Raw genomic sequence first — 16,811 nt, 5'->3', positions numbered from 1 at the left:
GGAATGACGCTGCCTGCCAGCTGGAGCCTCGGCGTGGGACCCCGACCGGCGTATGCGATACGCGAACGACCTCGATGCCGACCGCAGCCTCATGGCCGTCACAGCGGAGAGGGATCGCAGCAAGGCTGACAAGGCCCCCCTCGGAGTGGATGCCGCCGGCCAACTCCGCGAAGTGCACCTACCTCGCCGACTGGACCGCCACGAAACTCCGCCGGAAGCTGTCCGCGGACAACAAGGAACAGGCCGCACTGGAAAAGCTCGCCACCGGCTGCTCCAACACCGTCGTGAAGTACGAGGTCGCCGCCTGACCGGCTCCAGCGCCCCACCCCGGCCGGCGGTGGCCTGCGGCCGCGGCTTCCCCCAGGCGCCCTCTGGTGAACAGTCCGTCCCCGCACGGCCTGTGCGGCGGCCGGCCTGTGGCCGCTGCGGCGACACCGAGGGCATCGACTCGACCCCGGCCTTCCTCCACACCAAGCAAGCCGAGGCCGCCCGCCTCCGCCAAAAGGGCCCGTCACCGACCTCGGCATCCCACGGCCCTGTCCCGCAGATACCCAGTGATCCACCACCGGACGGTGTCCCGCCATGGGTGCAGCCGATCTCGCCGGTGACCTTCATCATCGCTCGGCTGCGACTACGCGGGGGCGGCTGCACCTGCCAGGTCGCCCACTCCGAGTTCTTCAACACGGGGCGGCAGCCGAAGGGCTGCGGATCACGGCGACCCAGGCTGGGGCTCCTCGCCGTCGTAGGCCGCCAGCGCAGCCTGGCGGCATTCCAGCACGTCGCCAACGTCCTCGTGGGACACGTGCTCCTGGGTCAGTGCAACCATGGCCCTGGCCTCGACCGAGGCCCATGCGTGCCGGGCGCGTTTGTTGGCGCGGCGCCTGGCGTCGCTGCGCAGGAAGCCCGCCCCCGCCGCGAACCCGGCAGAGGCCAGAGCGGCGAGGGCGGCGGGAACGCGCACGTCCGCCGAGGCCAGTCCTGCCGCTCCCGCCGTGCCCGCGAGCAGGGCCGCGGGGAAACCGAGGGCGATGTCCGTCTTGGCCCAGAACTCGGCCCGACGGTGGGCGAGTTTCCTCTGGCGCGTCGCCTCGTCTCTCAGCCGCTCGATCTCGGCACGCAGGCGGTGCGCGAACTCGTCCGGGCTCAGGCGCGTGGTTCCGTCAGCGGAAGTGACCATAAAGGCATTCCAACACGCCTACACCAGAAGGTACTTGGCGAGCCCGGACAACCTTCGGGCGCGGCGGACGTGAGCTTCCCACAATGCCCCGCCCGGACGGCCCTGCTAGCACAATGGGCCCCAGACAGCCCGCAGTACCCGGACCAGGCTTCCGATGAGACGGTTCCCGGAACAGACGACGACAGCCTCGACGATCACATGACCTGGCGCAGCGTGACGCCGTCCTCGTAGCCCTCCACGGTCTGGCGGGCGCGGTCCACGACGGCCGACCACCGAATCTGTTCACGTGCCATATGGGTACATGTACCCGTTGCTGTGCCACTGGGTACGGGGCCACGTCGTACGTCGTCTTCGGGCCGCAGCTCGACCAGACCCGCCGCGCACGCGGCCACCTCACGCTCCGCTCCTATCGGCCCTCCACCGAGCGGCAGCTGCCACACCACGACGTCGCCATGGACTACCCGACGGCAGCGCGATAGCGGTCCCAGGCATCGCGGCTGTCAGGAGTGAACGGGTGCCGATGCATGAACTCGTGCAGTTCGGACTCCGGCAGCCAGCCGTGCCACGCCACCTCGTCGGCCCGGGGCTTCGGGTCGACGAGTACGAGGGCCTCATGGATACCGAGCCAGTGCGGGCTCAGGCCATCTCGGTTCAGGAACTTCACGACGGATCGGACCGTCGTGTCGATGCCCAATTCCTCAGCCAGTTCCCGGACGGCGGCCTCCTCATAGGACTCTCCCGCCGCGACGGCTCCGCCTGCCATCAACTCGTAGTGTCCCGGGAACCGGGAGACCTGTTCGGACCGGCGATGGACAAGGACCTGTCGCCGACTGTCCCGGCAGACTGTCACCGCAATCCGATGCAACCAGCCGCGGCGGACGGCCTCGCCCCGGCCTACCACTGCCAACACCCGGTCCTGCTCGTCAACGTGCTCAACCATCTCGTCCACGAGCCCCACAATCGCAGGCCCCTCTGACAACGGGGCCATCTGCGCCACGATCCTCACCGTCTTGGCGGCACTTGCGGTTCGAGGCGGGCCTGGCCGCGCTCAGGAGTCGGTGTCTTGCGGAAACTTCGATCCCGAAGAGGCAGCGATCGAGTGACTCTTCAGTGGCAGCAGCTTCGAGGAGCTCATGAAAGCCGACAAGCCTTCTATTGTCGCTGGCCAGGACAACGACGGCTGTGTGGTCTTCGCCTTCTCGGACCGTTTGGTCTCAGCGTGGTGTGCCGTCAGGGAGCCCAGGATCAGCGAGGTGGCAGGGCTCTGGTCTCCGCTGCGAGAGCGGGACGGAGAGGTCCTCGACGTGGAAGTAGCCGGCGAGATTCTGGATGATCTGCCCCGTCTTGCCCGTGCTGCCAAAGGGCAGGGAAGCGGTGTCGATTGCTGGGCTGCATGAGTCACGGCCGCTGCCGAATCAGCGCTCTCCTGACGAAGGAGGTTCGCTGCAGACGCGGTGACGACGACCCCATGACGCAGCACACGGATGTTCCGTGAACGGGAGCGCGGACCGGCTGCCGCGCACTCGGGTCGTCAGGACCGCTCCTGTGGGCGTCACGATGCCGCGAGTACGCGCCATGTGAGGGCCGGGAGAGTCGACAGGTCCGACCGGCAGGTGCCGCGCCAGGCGATGTGTCCGTCGGGGCGCACCAGGAGTGCGGCGTCCTCGTGGTTGGAGGCGATGAGGCGTGCCCACTGCCCAGGCTCGGCCTCCCGCTGTGCGGCGGTGCGGACGCTGCGGAGGGTGAAGTTCCACCCTGGGCTTGGACAGCGGGTGTTTATGCTGCGGGAGTGAGGTCTTGCGTCGCCAGAGCTCTGGTCTCGATTGGGGTGACGTAGCCGTACTCGGGGTGCTTGCGCAGGCGGTTGCGGTTGTACTCGACCTCGATGAAACGGAAGACGTCGGCTCGGGCGGCTTCGTGGGACTCCCAGACCGTGGTGCCGATCTCCGCTTTCAGTAGACCGAAAAAGCTTTCGGCAGCGGCGATATCGTAACATGACCCGGTTCGTCCCATGCTCTGCCTCAGGCCCAACTCCTGTATCAGAGAGCGGTATTCACGTGAGGTGTACTCTGAACCGCGGTCCGAGTGCGTGATGCACCCCTCCTTCAGCCCGCCGCGGGCAGCGGCCATCCGCAGAGCGTCGACAACGAGCTCGGCCCTGTGGTGGTCGGCCATCGCGTACCCGATCACCTCGCGTGTGGCCAGGTCAATGACCGTCGCGAGATACCACCAGCTGGCCAAGGTGGGCAGGTAGGTGATGTCGGACACCAGCTTCGTGCCAGGCTCGGCGGCGGTGAAGTCGCGGCCGACCAGGTCCGGCGACGGCGCCGCTTTGGTGTCGGCCTTCGTCAGACCGCGACGCCGACGTCGCGTGATCCCGCGGATGCCGCGTTCCCGCATGATCCGTTCGACCTTCTTCCGGTTGACCGGCCTGCCCCCGCGCCGCAGGACCGCGGTCACCCGCGGGGCACCGTAAGCGCCACGGGATTCGGCGTGGATTTGCCGGATCTCCCCGGCGAGCTCGTCCTCGCCCTCCTGCCGAATCTGGGCAGCCTCCCGGCCCGCAAGGTAGGCGTAGTAGGCCGAGCGGCCCACCTTCAGCAGCCGGCACAGCAGCGACACGCTGTACCCGCCGGGATTGGCCTCACTCGCCCTCTCCACCTCGATGAACCGGTAGCGCGCGGCTACTTCGTCCTCTGCTGCGCGAAGAAGGCCGTGTCTTTTCCCAGCACCTCGATCGTCTGCTCCTGCTCGCGGGCCTTGCGCCGCAGCCTCGCGAGCTCCTCACGTTCCGCCGTCGTGAGCGCACCGGCCGGTCCCTCACCCCGGTCGATCTACGCCTGCTTCACCCAGCCCCGCAGGCCCTCCGGACTCACGCCGAGATCCCGGGCGACCTCGGTCACCGTCTTGTCCGAGGACAGCGCCAGCGCGACCGCATCCCGCTTGAACTCGGCCGTGTACTGCTTGCTCGTATTGCTCTTCTTGCTCACTACCTGGAACTGCTTCCTCCGGGACCTGTCGTCCCAGTATCAGGCTGTCTAGGCCGAGGGTGGAACTTCACTCCAGCGTTAAGTGCTCAGCGCGTCGGACGGTAGGTCGCGATGATCACTCCGCTGCTGGTCGGCTGGGCGCTCACCAGCTCCAACTTCTTCAGGGCAGCGTCGTCGGCGAACAGCTTCTTGCGACCCTCGCCGGCCACCACCGGGTGGATCAGCAGCACCAGTTCGTCCAGCAGGTCCTGCTCCAGCAGCGAACGCACCAGCGTCGGGCTGCCCGCGACGGTGATGTCCTTGCCCTCGCCCGCCTTGAGCTTCTCGATTGCGGCCGCCAGATCGCCGTTGATGAGCGTGCTGTTCGCCCAGCCCTCGACACTGTCCAGCGTGGAGGAGACGACGTACTTGGGCGAATCGTTGATCCACTTGGCGAAACCGGCGTCCTCGCCGCTGTTCACCGTCGGCCAGTACCCGGCCCACTCAGTGAAGGTCACCCGGCCCAGCAGAATCGTGTCGGCCGTCTCCAGCGTTTCCCTCAGCGCCGCGCCCATCTCCTCGTCGAAAGCGAACTGCCACTCGTTCGGCGACTGGGCGACACCGTCGAGCGAGACGAACAGACCCGAGACGACCTTGCGCATGATTCCTCCGTGCTGAGTTCGGGGTCGTCTGCCCGGTCCTGGCCGGGACGGCCCTCTGACCGGGACGAACCGACTCCGTCGGCTGCGCCAGGAAGACTATGCGGGCATCGAGGCTGAAGTCTTGTACAGAAGCGACAGGGGCTCCGCCTTGTCCGGAGCTCTCAGCCGAGTGGTGGTCCGGCCGATGTACCGGGTTAAAGACCGCGCCAGATGCGGCTGGTCGAAGTAGCCCAGCCGGTGCACGACATCCTGGGCCGACACACCCTCCTGGATCAGTACCGCCGCCTCGCGGGCGCGGTGGATCTGTCGGATGGCGCCCCGGGTGAGGCCCGTCGCCGCGACGAAACGCCGCTGGAGGGTGCGCTCGGAGACACCAGGGGAAGCGCCGTCGAGCACGGCGGGCACGATCGGGTCGCAGTCCACGATGCCCTCACGCACCATGCGCCGTACGAACGCCTCGGCGTTGTCGTAATCGGGTGGGTGCCAAGCGGAGCCCTTCAGCCAGACGGAGCGCCGCGTCACGTCGGGTATCTCCGCGCTACCGCCCACGAGCCGGCTGATCGGTATGTGCGGCATCGAGGTGCCGAGGGCAAAGCTGATGCCGAAGAACGTGGCGTCCTTGGGGACGGGGGCCGGGCATGCCTTGGGCTCTGGGCCCAGTACGGTTGCCTGGACCTGGCCGTGGTGCTCCCAGAAGACGAGCTCCCAGTGCGATGTCGCAATCGACGTCATCCGGCCCACTTCGCCGCTGCGGCTGCGCCACACCCGCTCGATGAACGGCAGCTCCGACGGCCGGCTCTCGATCTCCAGACCCAACCGGATCATCCCCCGTTCACCGCTGCCTGAGCCGTCAGTGTGTCACGCCGTCCGGACGGCCAGAGCGCATGCGAGATGCTCGGGGAGGATCGGCACGGCTCGGCCTGAACGCGGCCAGTGGGCCGATGCCCGCGATGCCCAGTTCCCGGACCACCGCCAACGCGGTTCAACCGCGAGTACCGCAGCGCCTACGGGCCGCCTCCCGGACAGGACGCGGCCCGGCTCCGCTCCCGGCTCATCCCGGCTTCCACAAGCCCTTGACAGGCCGAGGACGGGCCCTGGGGAAAGCTCTGCGGTCTCGTTCAAGCCCTTGGAGCTCGCAGGTGTTGACGTCGGGCCAGCTCCTCGTCATCGACCAGAGTGAGCATGGGCTGACCGGGCGCACACAACATGGTGACGAGGAATCGGCTCCAGGAGTCCGTCCGGTTGTTGCCGTCCTGGTAGTGGACGACATCGCCACCTGGCTCCCAGAACGTCTCCCCGGCCCTGATCACCCGCTCGGGCTCGCCTTCCAGCTCGAAGACCATCTCCCCCTCCAGCATGTAGCCGAAGGCGGGTCCCGAGTGCCGGTGGGGAGGGGTGCCAGGATCACCGGGAGGGAATTCGACGAGAACCGTCATCGCCTCTGCCCCCTCCGGAACGAACGGCGGTTTCGCCGACTGCAGCACGGTGAGCGCCGTCTTCCACGCTTCCGAGCGTGGCCGGCTTCCGGCGCCGCCCGCCGTCGGTTCATTGTTCGCCATGGATGAGGCCTCCTCCGATAGGCGGGCTGGGTCAGGAGAGCCAGTCCGTGTAGTGCGTGGGGGCGATACGGGCGTCGCCCTCGGTGATGAGAACGTCGCCGCTGACAGTCGGCGAACATGCCGTCGGTGACGACGCTGCGACCGTCGGGACGGGCGTCAAGGATGATCCGTCCGAGGTCGTCGAGGGGGAAGACGTCGGGCCCGCCGACGTTGAGAGTGCCGTTCAGGGGGTACCCGCGGCGACTTCGGCGACGGCGTCGGAGACGTCCTGGGCGGCGATCGGCTGGATCGGGGTGGTGGGCAGACGGACGACGTCACCCTCAGTGGTCCACGACAGGACCGCGGCGACGAACTCCGGCGGCACGGCCTTGTGCCCTGCCACGTTCAGCTTCTTCACGACCTGCGATCCGATCAGCCCCGTACCGCCGATCACTGCGAACTTCATCGGTCACCTTTCGTCGCGTACTGCTGGGTCGTGCCCCCAGCCTGCGACGGCTTGGTGTGCGGCGCACGCGGGCCGTGCCCGGCCGGTCGGCGCCCCCGTGACGTACCCGTGCTGGTGAGCTCTGGCGGCACACCAGGTGGTGCTCCGGCTCGGCAGCGCTCTGTCACCGTCAGGTCACCCGGGCCGCACGGGCCGTAGCAGCCGAAGCGGTCCGGCTCGATCGAACATACGATGGTCGGGAGCGTGCCCGGGCAGCTCGTCGTGCCGGCCGTCGGGAGCGCGCAGGGCGGAGGAGTATGGCACAGGCCACCGACGCAACGCGGACCGTCATCCTGACAGTGGACGACGACCCGGGAGTCTCCCGCGCCATCGCCCGCGACCTGCGGCGCCGCTACGGCGGCGGTTACCGGATCGTACGCGCCGAGTCCGGCGAATCCGCGCTGGAGGCGCTGCGCGAGCTGAAGCTGCGCGGCGACCTGGTGGCCGTGATCCTCGCCGACTACCGGATGCCGCAGATGAACGGCATCGAGTTCCTCGAACAAGCCCTCGGCGTGTACCCGGGGGCGCGGCGCGTGCTGCTGACCGCCTACGCCGACACCGACGCTGCCATCGACGCGATCAACGTCGTCGACCTCGACCACTATCTCCTCAAGCCTTGGGACCCGCCCGAGGAGAAGCTCTACCCGGTCCTGGACGATCTCCTCACGGCCTGGCGATCCAGCGACTACCGCCCGGTACCCGCCACCAAGGTGGTCGGGCACCGCTGGTCCGCCCCCTCCTCGCGGGCGCGCGAATTCCTCGCCCGCAACCAGGTGCCGTACCGCTGGTACTCCTCCGACGAACCGGAGGGGCAGAGGCTTCTGGCGGCGGCCGGGGCCGACGGCCGACGGCTCCCCCTGGTGATCACGCCGGACGGTACCGCGCTGATCGAGCCGGAGTCGACCGAACTGGCCGCCCACGTGGGGCTCGCGACCACGCCGACCGCCGCGTTCTACGACCTCGTCATCATCGGCGGCGGCCCGGCCGGACTCGGCTCGGCGGTGTACGGGGCCTCCGAGGGGCTGCGGACCGTACTGGTCGAGCGGTCGGCGACCGGTGGACAGGCCGGCCAGAGTTCCCGTATCGAGAACTACCTCGGCTTCCCGGACGGCGTGTCCGGTGCGCAGCTGACCGATCGTGCCCGCCGCCAGGCGAGCCGCTTCGGTGCCGAGATCCTCACCGCTCGCGAGGTCACGGGGCTGGAGGTGAACGGTCCGGCGCGCGTCGTGCGCTTCTCCGACGGCTCAGCGGTCGCCGCGCACAGCGTCATCCTGGCGACCGGCGTGTCGTACCGGCAGCTGGGGGCGCCGGGATGCGACGAGCTGACCGGCTGCGGGGTGTACTACGGCTCGTCCCTCACCGAGGCGTCGTCCTGCGAGGGCCAGGACGTGTACGTCGTCGGCGGCGCGAATTCCGCCGGGCAGGCGGCAGTGTTCCTGGCTCGGGGCGCGAAGTCGGTGACCATGCTGGTGCGCGGTGAGTCCCTGACAGCGTCGATGTCGTACTACCTGATCCAGCAGATCGACGAGGCCCCGAACATCACTGTGCGGCCCCGGACCGTCGTCGAGGAGGCGCACGGCGAGGAGCACCTGGAACGGCTGATTCTGCGGGATACCGTGACCGGCGCCACCGAAGTCGTCGATGCCCAGTGGATGTTCGTCTTCATCGGTGCCGCCCCGCTGACCGACTGGCTCGGCGGGACTGTGCTGCGCAACGAGAACGGCTTCATCCTCGCCGGACCGGATTTGACGCCGGACGGGCGCCCCCCTGCCGAATGGGCACTGGACCGGCCGCCCTACTACCTGGAGACCAGCATCCCGGGTGTGTTCGTGGCGGGCGACGCGCGCGCCCGGTCCGCGAAGCGCGTCGCGTCCGCCGTGGGAGAGGGAGCCATGGCCGTGATACTCGTCCACCGCTTCCTGGAGCAGTCATGAGTTCCCTGAGTCAACCTCTATGCCGCCAAGAGGGTGTCGTCGGCTGTGTTGATCTTCCCGTTGGCCTGATGGATCCCGGGGTCGTAGCAGGCTCCGTCACGCGAGCAGGCCCAGATCACGCGGAGCCAGGCGCGGGCGAGGATACGGGTGGCGTGGGGGTGACGCTTCTTGCGGGCCCGCGCGTCGGTGTAGATCTTCGCTGCCCAGTCGCTGCCGTGGCGGCTGTTGTCCGCGCAGGTCGTGATCGCGACACGGGCTCTCCGGTTCGTCGCAAAACGGAAGGTCACGGCATGGGACTTCCCGGAGGCCCGGGTGACGGGGACGACTCCGGTCTCGGCGACGAACTGCTCGCAGGAATCGGCGCGTTCGAGGATCGGGCCGATCTCACCGATGATCTGTCCGAGGTTGACCTTCCCGATGCGGGGCATGGAGACCAGCAGCGGCGCGTAGGGGTGTCCTTCGACGGCGGTGGTGATCTCGCGGTCCAGCTCGCGGATCGTGGCGCGCATGGCCCGCACGAGCTGGACCTGGACGCGGATGAGCGTGGCGACGGTGGCCTCACCGAGCCGGGTGGCGGCGGCCGGGGCGGCGCGCAGGCGCTCGATGAGCTGCCTGCCGGTGCGCTTGCCGGAGTAACCGCGCCGTTTGCACCACGCTTCCAGCCTGGCGGGGGTGAGTTTGGCGGCAGCCTGCGGGGTCGGGTAGCGGTCGAGGAAGTCCAGAGCGATGTCGCTGTCGCGGTCGGCGAAGACCGCCTTGCCGCCCGGCCACAGCTGGTCGAGCTGGGCATCGAACTGGTTGACGGCGGCAATCTTGGCCTCGACGTGGTCGGCGCGCTGGCGGGTGAGGGCCTGCAGCTCCAGGGTCCTGGGGTCGGTCGGGGTCAGCCGTCGCAGCTGGTGACCGTCGGTGCGCAGGTAGTCGGCCAGCTTGTGGCCGTCCCCGGCGTCGGTCTTGGCCTTGGAGGCTCCCCAGCGCGGGCGCATGGCGTGGAAGGCGTTCGGGTGCACAGGCACCACCGGGTGGCCGGCGGCCAGCAGCCGGTCCACGACCAGGCCGCGGGTCGTCTCGATCGCCACCGGCAAGTCGGCCGGACTCCCGTGCCGGGCAAGGCGTTTGAGGGTCGCCTCGATGCCTTGCTCGGTGTGTGCCAGCTCCCAGCGGTCCACGCGGGTGCCGGAGCTGTCCATGACGCCGACGTCGTGGGTCTCGGTCGCCCAGTCCCATCCGATGAACACGAAAGAAGTACTCCTGTGACGTCTACGGAGCACCTGCCCGGTGGTGAGGTCGTCTGCCGCGAGCTCATTGATCGGCCCTCTGCGGGGCGTGTCCCTGAAGCCGATCAGACGGCCTCGGCCCGGCGGGGCCGGCGTAACTCATGCTGGCCGTCGAACGGCTCGCGCACTTGGCCGTGCACCCACCGGGACCGAGAGGTCACAACCCTACCGAAGAGGGCTGCAGAAGGGATGGTCCTCTAATGAGCGCACAGGTCATGGCCTGCGACCCGCACGAGATCGGCTCGCTGTTCCTCTTCGAGAAGCTCTCCCCGGAGCAGCTCGGACGGCTGTGCTCCGAGGGACGGATGGAACAGTTCGAACCCGGCCCGGTGTACACCGAGGGCGACCCGGCGACCTGCTTCTACGTGATGGTCGAGGGAACCGTCGTACTGTCCCGCCGGGTCGGCGGCGACGATGTGGAGGTCAGCCGGACCTCGCAGCGCGGCGTGTACGCGGGGGCCATGCAGGCATATCTGGGCGACCAGGTCCCGCAGACGTACATCAACTCCATGCGGGTGACGGAACCCACCCGGTTCTTCGTACTGCCCGCACAGTCGTTCGCGGACGTCATGCGGGAGTGGTTCCCGATGCCGACGCACCTGCTGGAGGGGCTCTTCTTCGGCTCCAAGAAAACCCAGCGGGCCATTGGCCAGCGGGAACACCTGCTGGCGCTCGGATCGTTGTCCGCCGGACTCACCCACGAGCTCAACAATCCGGCCGCGGCCGCCGTCCGCGCCACCGCGGCGCTGCGTGAGCGGGTCGGCAGGATGCGGAACAAACTGGCGGTCATCGCCCAGGGCCGCTACTCCCGAGCGGCCCTCGCCGAGCTCATCGAGATCCAGGAACGCACCGCCGAACGCGTCGCCAAGGCACCAATGCTGACCCCTCTGGAGGCGTCCGACCGGGAGGACGAGCTCGCCGGCTGGCTGGAGGATCACGGCATCCCGGAGGGCTGGCGGATCGCGCCGGTCTTCGTCCAGGCCGGGCTGGACACCGACTGGCTGGACCAGGTCGCGGCGACCGTGGGCGAAGGCATCCTGCCGGGGGCGATCGGCTGGCTCAACTACACGGTCGAGACCGAGCTGCTGATGGACGAGATCGACGACTCCACCACCCGCATCTCCCGCCTGGTGGACGCGGCCAAGCAGTACGCGCAGCTCGACCGCGCCCCTCACCAGGACGTCGACGTCCACGAACTCCTCGACAGCACGCTGCTGATGCTGTCCGGCAAGATCGGCCCTCGGGTGAGGGTGGCCAAGGACTACGACCGCTCCCTCCCCGAAATACCCGCCTACCCGGCGGAACTCAACCAAGTGTGGACCAACCTCATCGACAACGCGGTGGCCGCCATCGGCAGCACGGGCCACGACGGCACCCTGACGGTCCGCACGGCCAGGGAGGGCGACCGACTGCTCGTGGAGTTCCGCGACACCGGCCCCGGCGTCCCCGAGGACATCCGCAGCCGCATCTTCGACCCCTTCTTCACCACCAAGTCCATCGGGGAGGGCACCGGACTCGGCCTCGACATCTGCTGGCGGATCGTCGTCAACAAGCACCATGGCAGCCTCCAGGTCGAGTCCGTACCGGGCGACACGCGATTCCAGGTGCTGCTGCCGCTGACCGCCCCCGAGACCGAAACCACAACCACCGAGGAGTCCGTATGACCGACATCGACGGCATCGCGGCGAGCGTCCCGCCCAGCAGTACCGGCTGCGCGGACTGCGACGCAGTGGGGGGCTGGTGGTTTCACCTCCGGCGCTGCGCGCAGTGCGGCCACATCGGCTGCTGCGACTCGTCACCGGCCCAGCACGCCACCGCCCACTGGCAGTCCTCTGGGCATCCCGTGGTTCAGAGCTTCGAGCCGGGTGAGGAGTGGTACTGGAACTACGCCACCGACGTCCTGTACGAGTCCGGACCCGAACTGGCCCCGCCGACCAGCCACCCGGCCGCCCAGCCGACCCCGGGACCGGCCGACCGTGTCCCGCAGAACTGGCCGGATCTGCTCCATCCCTGAGAACCAGCGGCGGGATGACCAAGATAGGCATATATACGCCCACGAGCGCCCGAAGTGCTCCTGCCCCCAGTCCGCCCAGCGCTCACGGTCGTGTTCCGCGGGGGGTGCCTCTATGTCCTTCGTCAAGGTGTGACCGTGTGCCGCAGTCGGCGACTCTTGAGCACCCCGGCAACCATTCCGGCTCGGCGGGGGTCCTCCATACCAGGCCCCGCTCGGGGCCATCGACGCAAGGGGGAGGAGCGTCATGGGGGTCCGCAGGGCAGCGAAAGGCGTCGGCGAGTTCCTGGTCGAGACGGTGGGAGAAGCCGTCGCCGAGGTGATCCTCAGCCTGCTCGCCTGTGCCCTGCTCGGCTGCCTGGCTCTGATCGCCTACCTGAGCTGGTCCCTCAGCCCGCGCTTCACCATCGCGGGGGCTGGGCTGCTCAGTCTCCTCCTCGCCCACGGCGCCTGGCAGACCTTCCGCACCCCCGCGAAGGGGCGCCGTCGGGGCCTCGCCGCCCTGACCGCTGTCGGGTTCACCGTGACCGCCATGACGGCCCTCTTCCTGCTGCTCTACTCCACAGGATGCGACTGCCTGTGAGGCCGTTTGGTTCAGCTACGCAAGTCCGAGGCCGGTCATGCGGTAGCTGTTTCGGGGACTCGTGACTCGTAGAAGGTGCCGTCGCGGAGCATGGCGAACAGAACGCTGATGCGTTGGCGGGCGAGGCGGAGGAGGGCCTGGGTGTGGGTTTTGCCGCGGGCGCGTTGCTTGTCGTAGTAGGTGCGGGAGGCGGGGTCGGCGTTCATGCAGGCGAAGGCGGAGAGGAACATGGCGCGTTTGAGCTGGCGGTTGCCGCCTCGGGGCGCGTGTTCGCCGTGGATCGAGGTGCCCGACGACTTCGTGGTCGGGGCGAGTCCGGCGTAGGAGGCCAGGTGGGCGGCGCTCGGGAAGCTGGTGCCGTCACCGACGGTGACCAGCAGGACTGCGGCGGTCCTGACACCGACGCCGGGCATCGACGTCAGGACCTTGGAAAGAGAGTGGGCCTCCAGCAGGCTGTTGATCTGGGCTTCCATCGCCCGGCGCTGGGTGTGGACGGCGGTGAGCTGGCCGGCCAGGGAAGGGATCACGATGTCCAGGGTGCCGGTCCCGGGGACGACGACGGTCTGCTCGTCCAGGGCGTCGAAGACCTCGTCGATCAGTGAACACCCGTTCCCAGGTGCCGTCGACGGCCCGCATTTGCAGCCGGTTGTAGACGCCCCGCCAGTTCCCGTACTTCTCGGGCAGGTGGACCCACTGCGTTCCGGTCTGGAACTTGAAGGCAATCGCATCGAGCACCTCACGGTGGTCACGCCACCGGCTGCCTCGCCTCGGCGTTCGGTCCGGGAGCAATGGCTCGATCCGCGCCCACTGCGCATCACTCACCGGCACACCTGGACCAACGACCGACTGATCCAAACGAAACTGTCAGAGGGCGTGGCAGAGGGTACACAGCCCCCGGGCAGCCGTCAGGCAGGCACTGGAGAGCCCGTGGCCGTCAAACTCGGTGTGTGGCTCGACAACGTACGCAAACGCGCCCACAAGCTCACCGAACAACGCCGGACAGACCTCAACACCCCCGGCATACGCTGGTAGGAGGCGGCTGTGGGCAGATGCGGGACGGGTCCGGATCCGACGTGGATCCGGACCCGTCTTGCGGCTCTGCTGGAGGTGTCACCGACCAGCAGAATCGCTCCAGAGTCACATGATCAGGCGACCACAGAACGAGAACCAAGCTTCGCAGCGCCTGCTCAGTGTGCCTACCCGGCAGGCGAGCCCGGTCACAATGGCACCGCCTGCGTCTCGGCGCATCTGCCGCTTCGTCGGGTCCGGGCCCGGTATTCGCTGACTCATGTCTACTGCGAGCAGCAGCCCCTTCCTTCTCCGCCTCCTATTCCGTGCCTCGGCTCACCGGCCTTCCAGGCCTTCTGGGCCTTCCGCCGGTCCTCAGTGCGCGTCCGCCCCCCGCGTCGGCGACGCCGAAGCGCCCCAACTCTGCGGGGTGTCGCTCATCGTGAAGCGCAACTGGCCACCTCGCAGCAGGTCGGAGTGGCTCAGCACCGGCTTGGTGACGCTCCGGCCGTTCAGCGACAGTGACTGGACGTATTGCTTGTCCGCCGCCCCCGAGGCGCTGATCACCAGCGGACGGGACGCGGCCGGCATCTGCACCTTTGCCTGGTCGAAGAACGGGCTGCCCACCGAGTACTTCCCCGATGCCGGGTTGACCGGGTAGATGCCCAGCGAGGAGAGCACGTACCAGGCGGACATCTGGCCGCAGTCCTCGTTGCCGCTGAGGCCGTCCGTGCGGTTCGCGTAGTTCGCCGCGGCGATCTCGCGCACCTTCGCCTGCGTCTTCCACGGCTGGCCCGCGTCGTCGTAGAGGTAGGCAGCGTGGTGGCTCGGCTCGTTGGTGTGGTTGTTGTGGCCGCTGGCAAAGTAGCCGTCCAGCCACGACGCGAACTTTTCCTTGCCGCCCATCAGATCCATCAGCCCCGGCACGTCGTGCAGGACGTCGAGCGTGTACACCCACTGGTTGCCCTCGGTCCAGCCGCCGTCGGCCCAGGATCCGTCCAGATTACGGGCCTGCATGAAGCCGGTCGCGGGGTTGTACAGCTTCTTGTAGTTCGCGCTGCGCTGGAGGAACATCTCCGCGTCCTCGGTTTTGCCGACCGCCTTCGCGACCTGCGCGACCGCCCAGTCCTCGTACGCGTAGTCCAGCGTGCGGGACGCCGACTCCGCGGTGCGGTCAGCAGCGACCCAGCCGTTCTGCTTGTAGTAGGTCAGGCCTGCCCGTGCCTCCACCGGAGTTCCCTGCTGGCGGTCGGAGTAAGCCAGTTCGGTGTCCTTGTCCGGCGGGGTCATCGCGTCCTTGTACACCGCCTCGTACGCAAGCTTGCGGTCGAAGCCGGTGAAGCCCTTGGCGATGTCCTCCGCGATCACCGAGTCGGCGTTGGTGCCGACCATGATGTTGGTCTCCGTGATGTTCTTCCACATCGGGAGCCAGCCACCCTCTTGGTAGTCGTTCAGCATCGAGGTGACCATGCCGTCGATCCGCTCGGGGGCGAAGAGCGTCAGGAACGCGTTCTCGACCCGGAAGGTGTCCCACAGCGAGTAGCCGGTGTAGCTGACTCCGGAGTGGACCTTGTCGTCGTACGCGCTGTAGTAGCGGCCGTGCTCGGAGTTCTCCGACGGGTACTGCAGCGCGTGGTACATCGACGTGTAGAAGACCGCCTTCTGGTCGGCGGTCGCGCCGCGCAGCCGGACCAGGTTCAGCTTCTGGTTCCACTGCGTGCGGGTCTTGTCGGCGATCTGCTCGAAGGACTGGTCGTCCGGGGCCTCGGCAGCCAGGTTGGCACGGGCCTGCTCCAGCGAGATGAACGACGTCGCGATCCGCACCTCCACGGTCCGGGTGCCGGAGGGGAAGCGCACATACGCAGACACGTCGCCGTCGGTGCGATCGCCCTGGCCCTCGTGCAGCGTCCCGCCGGTAGCCGTGCCGTAGCTGTCGAAGCCGGTGTCGATCCGAGCGACGAAGTACCCCTTGAAGTTGGATGCCTTGAACGGGCCGAGGTTGCTGTCCTGACGGTCAGGGTTGTAGCCGGTGATCTCTCGGGCTGCGGGATCGATGTGCACGTTGCCGGTGACGCCCGCACGGGTCGCCTGCAGCACGAAGTTGCTGTCCGCGCCCTCGGGATAGACCGTACGCAGCAGGCCGACGCGAGACGTCCCGGTCATCTCCGTCTTCAGCGTCCGGCCCGAACCGGCCTGCATCTTGACCGAGTAGCGGTCCGCAGCGGCGTGCTCGTCGGAGTGGCTGAACGGCAGCGCCCGGTCGTCGGCCTTGGTCTTCACGGGGCCCACGCCGGGCATGCCCGACACGTAGCCGGAGTCGCCCATCCAGATGGCCGGCTGGTGGGTGCCGATGAAGCCGCTGATCTTCGTGTCGGAGTAGTGGTACGGCGTCCGGCTGACGTAGTTCTGCCGGGTCATCGGCGACCAGCGGGTCATCGCGAACGGCGGGGCGGTGCTGGGAATCATGCCGCCGTACTCGGTGGCGCTCTGGCCCGCCGTCCCGATGAACGGGTTGACCAGGTCCACGTTGGACCGGTCGGTGTCCGCCCAGCCGGTGGTGGCGAACGGCGGGAGGAACGCGGCGACGAGCGCCGTCGCGATGACGAAGGCCCACGCCAGGAGCGCCGACCTCGGACGTCGCAGGGGCAGGGCGCCCGGGACGCCGGGGGCTAGGGATCTGCCGCTGTGCATGCTGCTGCCTCCAAATAGTTGACATCGTTGTCAAAGGATCTCCAGAGTTTGGCGCGAGGGTGCCCGGTGCACAAGACGCTGAAGGGAGAATTCCCGTATGCGAGAGGCTCGTTGTCCAGATCCGGCATCGAGTGGAGGGCCGCCGCGCCCAGCGTCGTAGCGGCCCGGCACCGCTCCGCCCGTGCACCGGACTGGCCGCGTCCGCCTCACACATCTGCTGGGCCTGGACACCGTGACGGTGTTCGCGACGTACGCCTCGGTGGGGATGGGTGTGCTTCAGCGAGCGCACGGGCCAGCCTTCCGGTTTGGAGCCCGACGAGGTACACCGGACCAGTGGTGATGCGGGGAAGCCGTAGGTGGCGGTGCATGACCAGGACCGGATTCCGGCGGTGCGGCGGCTCTGCATGACGGCGACGGCGCGGGTCCGGGAGGCCGAGGGAGGGGTGCCGCGGCTGA

The 16,811-nt window shown here is 68.4% G+C and carries 16 protein-coding genes and 3 pseudogenes; 6 read left to right on the top strand and 13 right to left on the bottom strand.

Annotated features, from left to right (window positions below):
- The first annotated feature begins 149 nt into the window (after positions 1-149).
- Positions 150-308 carry a hypothetical protein gene (locus OG842_RS39165; RefSeq protein ID WP_323185825.1) on the top strand — a complete coding sequence of 53 codons (159 nt, stop codon included), beginning with the start codon at positions 150-152 and terminating at the stop codon, positions 306-308.
- A 401-nt stretch (positions 309-709) separates the two neighbouring features.
- On the opposite strand, the gene OG842_RS39160 is transcribed toward OG842_RS39165, so the two are convergent.
- Positions 710-1,177 (bottom strand): hypothetical protein, encoded by a 468-nt coding sequence (locus OG842_RS39160; RefSeq protein WP_266734104.1) that lies wholly within the window; start codon positions 1,175-1,177, stop codon positions 710-712.
- A 457-nt stretch (positions 1,178-1,634) separates the two neighbouring features.
- A complete protein-coding gene (locus OG842_RS39155; protein ID WP_266737208.1) occupies positions 1,635-2,117 on the bottom strand; it encodes an NUDIX hydrolase in 483 nt (160 codons plus the stop codon).
- A gap of 193 nt (positions 2,118-2,310) precedes the next feature.
- Here OG842_RS39155 and OG842_RS39150 point away from each other — a divergent pair, with 193 nt between their 5' ends.
- Positions 2,311-2,574: a hypothetical protein gene (locus OG842_RS39150; protein ID WP_266734105.1), complete on the top strand. Its 264-nt coding sequence runs from the start codon at positions 2,311-2,313 to the stop codon at positions 2,572-2,574.
- A 155-nt stretch (positions 2,575-2,729) separates the two neighbouring features.
- On the opposite strand, the gene OG842_RS45365 is transcribed toward OG842_RS39150, so the two are convergent.
- The 7 genes and pseudogenes from OG842_RS45365 to OG842_RS39120 all read right to left on the bottom strand — a co-directional run bounded on the left by OG842_RS45365 (position 2,730) and on the right by OG842_RS39120 (position 6,812).
- Positions 2,730-2,957, bottom strand: coding sequence for an aromatic-ring hydroxylase C-terminal domain-containing protein (locus tag OG842_RS45365; protein WP_353962608.1), 228 nt, complete (start codon positions 2,955-2,957; stop codon positions 2,730-2,732).
- Entirely contained in the window at positions 2,954-3,838 is an 885-nt protein-coding gene (locus tag OG842_RS39145; RefSeq protein ID WP_266734107.1) for an IS3 family transposase, read from the bottom strand. Before OG842_RS39145 ends, OG842_RS45365 begins: the two co-directional genes overlap by 4 nt.
- A 173-nt stretch (positions 3,839-4,011) precedes the next feature.
- Entirely contained in the window at positions 4,012-4,167 is a 156-nt protein-coding gene (locus tag OG842_RS39140; RefSeq protein WP_266734109.1) for a transposase, read from the bottom strand.
- Positions 4,168-4,253: 86 nt separating this feature from the next.
- Positions 4,254-4,808, bottom strand: a complete 555-nt coding sequence (locus OG842_RS39135; RefSeq protein ID WP_266734111.1) for a dihydrofolate reductase family protein — start codon at positions 4,806-4,808, stop codon at positions 4,254-4,256.
- A 96-nt stretch (positions 4,809-4,904) separates the two neighbouring features.
- Positions 4,905-5,633 carry a helix-turn-helix domain-containing protein gene (locus tag OG842_RS39130; protein WP_266734112.1) on the bottom strand — a complete coding sequence of 243 codons (729 nt, stop codon included), beginning with the start codon at positions 5,631-5,633 and terminating at the stop codon, positions 4,905-4,907.
- A 293-nt stretch (positions 5,634-5,926) separates the two neighbouring features.
- Complete coding sequence (locus OG842_RS39125; protein ID WP_266734114.1) at positions 5,927-6,367, bottom strand: cupin domain-containing protein; 441 nt, start codon at positions 6,365-6,367, stop codon at positions 5,927-5,929.
- A 31-nt stretch (positions 6,368-6,398) separates the two neighbouring features.
- Positions 6,399-6,812, bottom strand: a pseudogene (locus tag OG842_RS39120) (hypothetical protein).
- A gap of 296 nt (positions 6,813-7,108) precedes the next feature.
- Between OG842_RS39120 and OG842_RS39115 the strand changes: the two are divergent.
- On the top strand, positions 7,109-8,785 hold the full coding sequence (locus OG842_RS39115) for an FAD-dependent oxidoreductase (RefSeq protein ID WP_266734116.1): 1,677 nt from the start codon (positions 7,109-7,111) through the stop codon (positions 8,783-8,785).
- A gap of 17 nt (positions 8,786-8,802) precedes the next feature.
- On the opposite strand, the gene OG842_RS39110 is transcribed toward OG842_RS39115, so the two are convergent.
- Positions 8,803-10,023 carry an IS110 family transposase gene (locus tag OG842_RS39110; RefSeq protein WP_266734118.1) on the bottom strand — a complete coding sequence of 407 codons (1,221 nt, stop codon included), beginning with the start codon at positions 10,021-10,023 and terminating at the stop codon, positions 8,803-8,805.
- 239 nt (positions 10,024-10,262) lie between these two features.
- Between OG842_RS39110 and OG842_RS39105 the strand changes: the two genes are divergently transcribed.
- From OG842_RS39105 to OG842_RS39095, 3 genes are all read left to right on the top strand, one after another.
- The gene (locus OG842_RS39105) at positions 10,263-11,726 is read left to right on the top strand and encodes an ATP-binding protein (protein WP_266734120.1); all 1,464 of its coding nucleotides are present in this window, start codon (positions 10,263-10,265) and stop codon (positions 11,724-11,726) included.
- Complete coding sequence (locus OG842_RS39100) at positions 11,723-12,076, top strand: UBP-type zinc finger domain-containing protein (protein ID WP_266734122.1); 354 nt, start codon at positions 11,723-11,725, stop codon at positions 12,074-12,076. Before OG842_RS39105 ends, OG842_RS39100 begins: the two co-directional genes overlap by 4 nt.
- 244 nt (positions 12,077-12,320) lie before the next feature.
- Positions 12,321-12,656, top strand: coding sequence for a hypothetical protein (locus OG842_RS39095; protein ID WP_053639247.1), 336 nt, complete (start codon positions 12,321-12,323; stop codon positions 12,654-12,656).
- A gap of 35 nt (positions 12,657-12,691) precedes the next feature.
- Here OG842_RS39095 and OG842_RS39090 read toward each other — a convergent pair.
- From OG842_RS39090 to OG842_RS39085, 3 genes and pseudogenes are all read right to left on the bottom strand, one after another.
- Positions 12,692-13,258: pseudogene (locus OG842_RS39090) on the bottom strand (transposase); the annotation flags it as partial.
- A gap of 58 nt (positions 13,259-13,316) precedes the next feature.
- Positions 13,317-13,478, bottom strand: a pseudogene (locus OG842_RS45360) (transposase); the annotation flags it as partial.
- A gap of 561 nt (positions 13,479-14,039) precedes the next feature.
- On the bottom strand, positions 14,040-16,355 hold the full coding sequence (locus OG842_RS39085; protein WP_266734124.1) for a GH92 family glycosyl hydrolase: 2,316 nt from the start codon (positions 16,353-16,355) through the stop codon (positions 14,040-14,042).
- Between the last annotated feature and the right edge of the window lie 456 nt (positions 16,356-16,811).

Origin of the sequence: Streptomyces sp. NBC_00376, from assembly GCF_036077095.1 — a bacterium.
GTDB lineage: Bacteria > Actinomycetota > Actinomycetes > Streptomycetales > Streptomycetaceae > Streptomyces.
The sequence above is the reverse complement of the archived record's forward strand: the minus strand, read 5'-3'. Positions and strand labels throughout refer to the sequence as shown.

Bases quoted from the DNA above. Each gene is read 5' to 3' on its own strand.
- OG842_RS39155 (WP_266737208.1), bottom strand. From the start codon at position 2,117: ATGGTTGAGCACGTTGACGAGCAGGACCGGGTGTTGGCAGTGGTAGGC.
- OG842_RS39160 (WP_266734104.1), bottom strand. From the start codon at position 1,177: ATGGTCACTTCCGCTGACGGAACCACGCGCCTGAGCCCGGACGAGTTC.
- OG842_RS39125 (WP_266734114.1), bottom strand. From the start codon at position 6,367: ATGGCGAACAATGAACCGACGGCGGGCGGCGCCGGAAGCCGGCCACGC.
- OG842_RS39135 (WP_266734111.1), bottom strand. From the start codon at position 4,808: ATGCGCAAGGTCGTCTCGGGTCTGTTCGTCTCGCTCGACGGTGTCGCC.
- OG842_RS39130 (WP_266734112.1), bottom strand. From the start codon at position 5,633: ATGATCCGGTTGGGTCTGGAGATCGAGAGCCGGCCGTCGGAGCTGCCG.
- OG842_RS39095 (WP_053639247.1), top strand. From the start codon at position 12,321: ATGGGGGTCCGCAGGGCAGCGAAAGGCGTCGGCGAGTTCCTGGTCGAG.
- OG842_RS39165 (WP_323185825.1), top strand. From the start codon at position 150: ATGCCGCCGGCCAACTCCGCGAAGTGCACCTACCTCGCCGACTGGACC.
- OG842_RS39150 (WP_266734105.1), top strand. From the start codon at position 2,311: ATGAAAGCCGACAAGCCTTCTATTGTCGCTGGCCAGGACAACGACGGC.
- OG842_RS39085 (WP_266734124.1), bottom strand. From the start codon at position 16,355: ATGCACAGCGGCAGATCCCTAGCCCCCGGCGTCCCGGGCGCCCTGCCC.
- OG842_RS39100 (WP_266734122.1), top strand. From the start codon at position 11,723: ATGACCGACATCGACGGCATCGCGGCGAGCGTCCCGCCCAGCAGTACC.
- OG842_RS39115 (WP_266734116.1), top strand. From the start codon at position 7,109: ATGGCACAGGCCACCGACGCAACGCGGACCGTCATCCTGACAGTGGAC.
- OG842_RS39105 (WP_266734120.1), top strand. From the start codon at position 10,263: ATGAGCGCACAGGTCATGGCCTGCGACCCGCACGAGATCGGCTCGCTG.